Origin of the sequence: Nonomuraea rhizosphaerae, from assembly GCF_019396405.1 — a bacterium.
Lineage (GTDB): Bacteria > Actinomycetota > Actinomycetes > Streptosporangiales > Streptosporangiaceae > Nonomuraea > Nonomuraea rhizosphaerae.
On the sequence record NZ_JAHKRL010000249.1, the window covers coordinates 1 to 7091 of the forward strand.

General features: G+C 71.4%; 7 protein-coding genes and 1 pseudogene. 4 read left to right on the forward strand and 4 right to left on the reverse strand.

All coding sequences use genetic code 11. The features are described 5' to 3' along the window. The 4 genes from KME77_RS12665 to KME77_RS12680 all read left to right on the forward strand — a co-directional run. Nucleotides 1-336: FGGY-family carbohydrate kinase (locus tag KME77_RS12665; protein WP_246609656.1), on the forward strand; the 336-nt coding region annotated here is incomplete at its 5' end. Continuing rightward, nucleotides 333-1766 (forward strand): FGGY-family carbohydrate kinase, encoded by a 1434-nt coding sequence (locus tag KME77_RS30265; protein WP_308250681.1) that lies wholly within the window; start codon nt 333-335, stop codon nt 1764-1766. The genes KME77_RS12665 and KME77_RS30265, both read left to right, overlap by 4 nt. After that, nucleotides 1763-2386: a histidine phosphatase family protein gene (locus KME77_RS12675; protein ID WP_219466195.1), complete on the forward strand. Its 624-nt coding sequence runs from the start codon at nt 1763-1765 to the stop codon at nt 2384-2386. The genes KME77_RS30265 and KME77_RS12675 overlap by 4 nt, the downstream gene beginning before the upstream one ends. Continuing rightward, the gene (locus KME77_RS12680; RefSeq protein ID WP_219466196.1) at nt 2383-3393 is read left to right on the forward strand and encodes a 2-hydroxyacid dehydrogenase; all 1011 of its coding nucleotides are present in this window, start codon (nt 2383-2385) and stop codon (nt 3391-3393) included. The genes KME77_RS12675 and KME77_RS12680 overlap by 4 nt, the downstream gene beginning before the upstream one ends. 9 nt (nt 3394-3402) lie before the next feature. On the opposite strand, the gene KME77_RS12685 is transcribed toward KME77_RS12680, so the two are convergent. The 4 genes and pseudogenes from KME77_RS12685 to KME77_RS12700 form a co-directional block, all read right to left on the reverse strand. Beyond that, nucleotides 3403-4287 (reverse strand): carbohydrate ABC transporter permease, encoded by an 885-nt coding sequence (locus KME77_RS12685; protein WP_219466197.1) that lies wholly within the window; start codon nt 4285-4287, stop codon nt 3403-3405. After that, nucleotides 4284-5171, reverse strand: coding sequence for a carbohydrate ABC transporter permease (locus tag KME77_RS12690; protein WP_219466198.1), 888 nt, complete (start codon nt 5169-5171; stop codon nt 4284-4286). Before KME77_RS12690 ends, KME77_RS12685 begins: the two co-directional genes overlap by 4 nt. Nucleotides 5172-5222: 51 nt before the next feature. Then, nucleotides 5223-6521, reverse strand: coding sequence for an ABC transporter substrate-binding protein (locus KME77_RS12695; protein WP_219466199.1), 1299 nt, complete (start codon nt 6519-6521; stop codon nt 5223-5225). Nucleotides 6522-6637: 116 nt separating this feature from the next. Further along, a pseudogene (locus KME77_RS12700) lies at nt 6638-7091 on the reverse strand (hypothetical protein); the annotation flags it as partial.

Consider the following 7091-nt stretch of genomic DNA (forward strand, 5'->3'; position numbering starts at 1 on the left):
GGGCGGCCGCACGAGCTGCGGGTGTGCGGCGGCGGCTCGGCCAGCGCGCTCTGGCTGCGGATGATCTCCGACGTCACCGGGCTGCCGGTGCTCAGGTCCGCCGACGCCGAGGTCGGCGCCAGGGGCGCCTTCCTGGTCGGCCTGGCCGCCACGGGCGCGGCGGCGTCCGTCGAGGCCGCGGCGGGCGAGCACGTACGGCTGCGCGACGCCGTACGGCCCGAGCCCGGCGCGTACGACGGCGCCTACCGCGACTTCCTGGCCCTGCGCGAGACGGCGGCCCGATCGTGGCCGATCCTGGCGGAGATGAGAGGCCGCCGGACGGAAGGGCGCACGTGAGCGTCTGGATCGGCGTGGACCTGGGCACCCAGAGCGTCCGCGCGATGGCCGTCACCGGCTCCGGCGAGGTGCTCGGATCGGCGAGCAGGCCCCTGACCAGCCACCGCGACGGCCCCCGGCACGAGCAGGACCCCGAGCGGTGGTGGCGCGAGCTGTCGGCCGCCACCCGCGAGGCGCTGCGCGACGTGCCGCCCGAGCGGGTCAGGGGCGTCGCCGTGGCGGCCACCTCTGGAACGATCCTGCTCACCGACCGCCGGGGCGACCCGCTGACCCCCGGGCTCATGTACGACGACCGGCGCGCGACGGCCCAGGCCGAGCGGGTCAACACGACCGGGGCCGCCGTGTGGGAACGGCTCGGCTACCGGCGCATGCAACCCGGCTGGGCGCTGCCCAAGCTGCTGTGGCTGCTGCCCGGCGCCCCGCCGGACGCCCGCCTGGCGCACCAGAACGACTTCGTCAACCGCCGCCTGACCGGGCACGAGGTGGCCACCGACCTGAGCAACGCGCTCAAGACCGGGGTGGACCTGATCGACGAGCGCTGGCCGCGTGAGGTGCTGGACGAGCTGGGCGTGCCCGCCGCGGCGCTGCCCGCCGTCGTACGGCCCGGCGCCACGCTCGGCACGGTCTGCGCCGAGGCGGCGGAGGCCACCGGCATCCCCGAGGGCACCCCGGTGATCGCCGGGACCACGGACGGGTGCGCCGCCCAGCTCGGCGCAGGCGCGATGACGGCCGGGAGCTGGAACTCCGTCCTGGGCACCACGCTCGTCCTCAAGGGCGTGACCAGGGAGCTGATCCACGACCCGCTCGGCGTGGTGTACTCGCACCGCGCGCCGGACGGCTCATGGCTGCCGGGCGGGGCGTCGAGCACGGGCGCGGGCGTGCTCGCCCGCGACCTGCCCGGCCGCGACCTGGACGCCCTGAGCGCCGAAGCCGCCGCCTGTCCGCCCACCACCTACTCATCCGTCACCTACCCGCTGGTCTCGCGCGGGGAGCGGTTCCCGTTCGCCGCCCCCGAGGCTGAGGGGTTCACCCTCGGCCGCCCCGCCGGCGACGTGGAGCGCTACACGGCGATCCTGCTCGGCGCGGCCTTCGTCGAGCGGCTCTGCTTCGACTACCTCGACCTGCTGGGCGCGCCGGCGGACGGCGAGATCGTGCTGACCGGTGGCGCCACCAGGAGCGCGTACTGGACCCAGCTCAGGGCCGACGTCCTCGGCCGCCCGGTCACGCTGCGGGAGAACGCCGAGCCCGCGCTCGGCATGGCGGTGCTCGCGTCAGGCGGCGGGACCGGCATGATCCGCACCCGCGCCGTCGTGGACCCGGCCGCTCCCCGCCCGGACGAGCCGTACCTGCGCTTCGTCGCCGAACTGGAGGGGCGCGGCTGGCTGGCGAGCGGCGCCGCCGGCCACGCCCGCGAGAGGACCGCCCGATGACGAACCTGGTGCTGGCCCGCCACGGCGAGACCGTCTGGCACGCCGAGAACCGCTACGCCGGGCTCAGCGACATCGAGCTGACGCCACGCGGCCACGACCAGGCCGGGCAGCTGGCCGCCTGGGCGGGCCGGGCCGGGCTGACGGCCGTCTGGGCCTCCACGCTGAGCAGGGCCAGGATCACCGCCGCCGCGAGCGCGCGGGCGGCCGGCGTCGAGCCGCGCGCGGACGCCAGGCTGCGGGAGATCGACTTCGGCCAGGGCGACGGGCTGACGGCCGCCGAGATGCGCGAGCGCTTCCCCGAGGCCCGCGCCGCGTTCGAGGCCGACCCCGCCGCCCACCCGCTGCCCGGCGGCGAGGACCCCGAGCTGGTGGCCGACCGGTTCACCGAGTGCCTGCGCGACGTCGCGGCGGCGCATCCCGGCGGCCGGGTGCTGGTGGTCGCGCACACGACGGCGATCAGGATCGCGCTGTGCAGGCTCATCGGCGTGCCGATCGGCGAGTACCGGCGGCTGTTCCCGAGCCTGGACAACTGCGCCGTCACCGAGATCCGCGCGCGGGACGGCGCGCATTCGGCTGTGGCGATCCTGCGTTACAACTCTCCGATCGGAGCGCTTCGTTGACCGTCCGAGTCCTCGCCGCCGGCGACCACTTCGTCCAGAACCGCCTGTTCATCGACGCGCTCAGGCGCGCCGTCCCCGGTGAGGTGGAGATCAGCGAGCTGACGCTGCCGTGGCCGGTGACGCCGTTCGGCCGGGTGGGCGAGGTGGACGAGGCGTCCGACGTGGAGGACGAGCTGATCGAGGCGCTGCGCGGCGTCGAGGTCTGCGTGACGCAGATGGCCCCGCTGACCAAGAAGGTGCTGGACGCCTGCCCTGACCTGAGGCTGTTCTGCGTCAGCCGGGGCGGCCCGGTCAACGCCAACCTGGAGGCGGCCACCGCGGCGGGGGTGGCGGTCACGTTCGCGCCCGGCCGCAACGCGGTGGCCACGGCCGAGCACACGCTGGCCATGCTGCTGGCCGCCACCCGGCGCGTCCCGCGTACGCACGCCGACCTGGCGGCCGGCGTCTGGCGCGGCGACTACTACACCTACGACAACGCCGGCCCCGAGCTGGAGGGCGCGACGGCCGGCCTGGTCGGCTACGGGGCGATCGGCCGGCGGGTGGCACGCATGCTGGAGGGGTTCGGCGCGGAGGTGCTGGTCTACGACCCTTACGTGGAAATTTCCGGACAGGTGGAGCTGGACGAGCTGCTCCACCGCTCCAGTTTCCTGTCCCTGCACGCCCGCGCCACCCCCGAGACCGCCGGCATGATCGGCGCCGGGCAGATCGCCGCGATGCCGCCCGGCTCGGTGATCGTCAACTGCGCCCGCGGCTCCCTGCTCGACTACGACGCCCTGTGCGACGCGCTGGAGTCGGGCCACCTGTTCGGAGCCGCGGTGGACGTCTTCCCCGAGGAGCCCATCCCCGCCGGATCACGCCTGCTCACGGCCCCGAACCTGGTGATGACCCCGCACCTGGCGGGGGCCAGCAAGGAGACCGCCGCCAAGGCGGCCCGGATCGTGGCCGAGGACGTCGCGCGCTACGTGCGCCAGGAGCCGCTCAAGCACTGCGCCAACCCGCGCTCCTAGGCCAGGCCGTCAGCCCTTGAGCGCGCCCGCCATCAGCCCGCGCATGAAGAACCGGCCGAGCAGCACGTAGATCAGCATCGTCGGCACCGACGCCAGGATGGCCGCGGCCATCTGCTGGCTGTACGGGGTGGCCTGCGCGCCGGCGATGTTGTTCAGCATGACGGTCGTCGGCCAGCTCGTCGGCCCGGTCAGGAAGACCGCGAACAGGAAGTCGTTCCACATCGAGGTGAACTGCCAGATGATCACCACGGCGATGGCCGGGGCGGACACCGGCAGCACCACCGACCAGTACGTCCGCAGCATCCCCGCGCCGTCCACCCGCGACGCCTCGATCAGCTCGTCGGGGACGGTGACGTAGTAGTTGCGGAAGATCAGCGTGCAGATCGGGATGCCGTACACCACGTGGGCCAGCGTCAGCCCCGGGATGCCGCCGTAGAAGACGCCCTGCAGCCCGGTCACCTCGTTGAGGTTCACCAGGAGCTGCACCAGCGGGATCATCACGCCCTGGTACGGGATGAACATGCCGAACAGGAACAACGTGAACAGCACGTCCGCGCCCGGGAAGCGCCACTTCGACAGCACGTACCCGTTCATCGAGCCGAGCACGCACGACAGCAGCGAGCCCGGCACGGCCAGCAGCACGGAGTTCCACAGGCCGGGCGCCAGCTTCTCCCAGGCCACCTGCCACGCCTCGAACGTCCAGGTCTGCGGCAGGTTCCACGCCTGGCCGGGGTCCGCCTCGGTGAGCGGCTTGAAGCTGGTGACCAGCAGGACGTAGATCGGGATCAGGAAGATGACCACGAAGGCGATGAGCAGGACCAGGCGCACCGTGGTGGACAGCCGCCTGCGCCCGGCCCCGGCGGCCGACCGCCTGTGGTGGGCGACAGCGGTCATGGACGCCTCTCCTTACGCACGGACCAGATCAGGTACGGGATGACGAAGACGGCCACGCTCAGCACGATGTACGAGGCGATCGTGGCACCCTTGGCCGGGTCGTGGGAGTCGAAGACCGCCACCCACATGAACACAGCGGGCACGTCGGTGATGATCTGCTTGCCCGACACGGCCACGATCAGGTCGAACACCTTGAGCGAGATGTGGCCGAGGATGATCAGCGCCGACAGCGTGACGGGCCGCAGCATCGGCAGCACCACGTACCGGTAGACGCCCCATTCGGTGCAGCCGTCCACGCGCGCGGCCTCGCGCAGCTCCTCCGGCACGCCACGGAAGCCCGCCAGGAAGAGCGCCATGATATATCCGGACATCTGCCAGATCGCCGGGAGCGCCATCGCGGCCATCCCCCAGTCCGGGTCCCGGAACCACTGCCACTGCGGCAGCCCGATCCAGTCGAAGAGCCGGTTCAGCCCGACCGCCCGCTGCTCCATCCCGGAGTTCATCAGCCACCGCCACACGATGCCGGTCGCGACGAACGAGATGGCCATCGGGAACAGGTAGATCGCCCGGAACGTACCCTCGCCCCTGATGCCCTTCTCCATGAGGAACGCCAGGAGCCAGCCGAGCGCCAGCGCGCCCAGCACGAACACGACCGTGAACATGATCGCGTGGCTCACCGAGATGTGCCATCGGGGCTGGTCCCAGATGTCGACGAAGTTCTTCAACCCGACGAAATTGCCCTCGGACACCTCGTCGTGCTTGTCGGTCATGGCCAGCCGGAAGTTCCAGCCCAGCATGCCGTACACGAAGACGCCGATCGCGATGATCGACGGCGTGACGAGGAGCAGCCCGGGCAGCCAGGTGCGTGCCCGCCTCAAAGCCATACCTCCAGATGAGTACGGCAGGCGCTCGCGCGCCTGCCGTACTTCGGGTGATTACTGCGCGTTCGCCGTAGCGGCGTCGACGAGCCCCTTCTGCAGGGCGGCGACGTCCTTGCTGCCGATGAACAGTCCGACCGCCTCGGTGATCGAGGCCAGCCACGGCTGGTTCACCGAGACGCCGTGCTGGACGGAGCCGGCCAGCTTGTTGCTGGACCAGTCCTTCAGCGCGTCGGCCAGGTAGTCCGTGTACAGCGACTGGTCGGCGTCCTTGCGGGCGGGGATGGAGCCCTTCTTCGGGTTGAAGGCGTCCTGTCCCTCCTTGCTGGCCGCGACCTTGAGCCACGCGAGGGCCCCGTCACGGTTCTTCGCGCCCTTGGGGAGCGTGAAGCTGTCCGACAGCCACAGGTACGTGCCCTCGGTGCCGGGAGAGGGCGCCCAGTCGAAGTCGGTCTTCGACTTCTTGCCCAGGCCGCCGTCCGGCGGGTTGTGGAAGTACCCGTAGGCCCAGTCGCCCATGATGTTGAACGCCGCTTCGCCGTCGGCCACCTGCTTGGCCGCGGGCTGCCAGTCGTCCTGGGGGTCGCCCGCGTACGACAGGATCGTCTTGAAGCTGTTCAGCGCCTTGGTGACCTCGGGGCTGCCCCAGTTGGCGCCCGGCTTGAACAGGGCGTTGTAGGCGTCGGTCCCGAGCGAGCCGAGCAGCACGCTCTCCATCAGGTGCACCACGGTCCACTCGGAGCCGATGGACAGCGGGATCTTGCCCTTGGCCTTGACCTTCTCCAGCGCCGCGATGAACTCGTCGATCGACTTGGGCGCGGCGGCGACGCCCGCGTCCTTCAGGACCGCCGGGTTGAACCACAGCACGTTGGACCGGTGGATGTTCACCGGCACCGAGTAGATCTTGCCGTCCACGCTGATCTGGTCGATGAGCTGGGTGGGGAAGACGTCCTTCAGCTTCAGCTCGTCGTACAGGGAGTTGAGATCCTCCAGGTCACCGGCCTTGATGTAGCCCTGGAGCTCGGCCCCGGCGTGTCCCTGGAAGGTGTCCGGCGGGGTGTCCGCCTGGAGCTTCGACTGCAGCAGCGCCTTGGCCTTGTCGCCAGAGCCGCCGGCCACCGCCGCGTCGAAGAAGGTGTAGGTGGGGTTCCCCTTTTCGAAGATCTCCCGCATGGCCTTCAGGCCGTCGGCCTCACCTGGTCCCGTCCACCAGGAGAACACCTCGACCTGCTTCTTGGCGTCGCCGCCACCTGTGGCCGCCGGACTGGCCGTTCCGCCTCCGCTGCCTCCGCAGCCGGCCAGGCCCAGCACGCTCGCCATAGTGATCGCGACGGCCGCCAACCACCGTCGTCGCATTGCACACCTTCCCTTCGAAACCCCGATGCTGAGGGTTGACAACGTTGTCAGTAGGGCAATCAACCCACTTCGCCCTCCTGGCCGTCAAGGTATGAGGTGGTAACAGGTCCGCATATTCAGCCGACGCGAGCCAGCTCCCCCGGCCTGGCCGTCACAACGGTGACCCCGTAGTCGTGAGCGGTTCCCCGCAGGTCGGCGGGGGTGAGACCGCCGGCGGTCACGACCAGCGCGCCCTTGCTCACGGCCAGCCCGACCAGTGCGATCAGGTCGGGGCAGCCGGCCGGCGCCCAGCTCGCCAGGACGACGTCGGACTCCTGGATCCGCACCGGATGGTCCAGCTCCGCCATCCGGCCGAGCAGCTCGGCGTGGGCGACGCGCCGCCCGCCCGCCAGCACCAGCGCGTCCTGCGTCTTCGGGTCGAGCACCGGCAGCGCGGTGGGCTCCAGCGTGAGCAGGTCGCCGAAGTCGATCGTGTCGAGCGCCGGGCCGAACGCGATCACCTGCCTGACCCGCGACTCGTCGGCCGCCAGCGCCGCCGCCCCGGCCACGTCGGGCGTGGTGAGCAGCGTC

Bases quoted from the DNA above. Each gene is read 5' to 3' on its own strand.
- KME77_RS12675 (WP_219466195.1), top strand. From the start codon at position 1,763: ATGACGAACCTGGTGCTGGCCCGCCACGGCGAGACCGTCTGGCACGCC.
- KME77_RS12685 (WP_219466197.1), bottom strand. From the start codon at position 4,287: ATGACCGCTGTCGCCCACCACAGGCGGTCGGCCGCCGGGGCCGGGCGC.
- KME77_RS12690 (WP_219466198.1), bottom strand. From the start codon at position 5,171: ATGGCTTTGAGGCGGGCACGCACCTGGCTGCCCGGGCTGCTCCTCGTC.
- KME77_RS12695 (WP_219466199.1), bottom strand. From the start codon at position 6,521: ATGCGACGACGGTGGTTGGCGGCCGTCGCGATCACTATGGCGAGCGTG.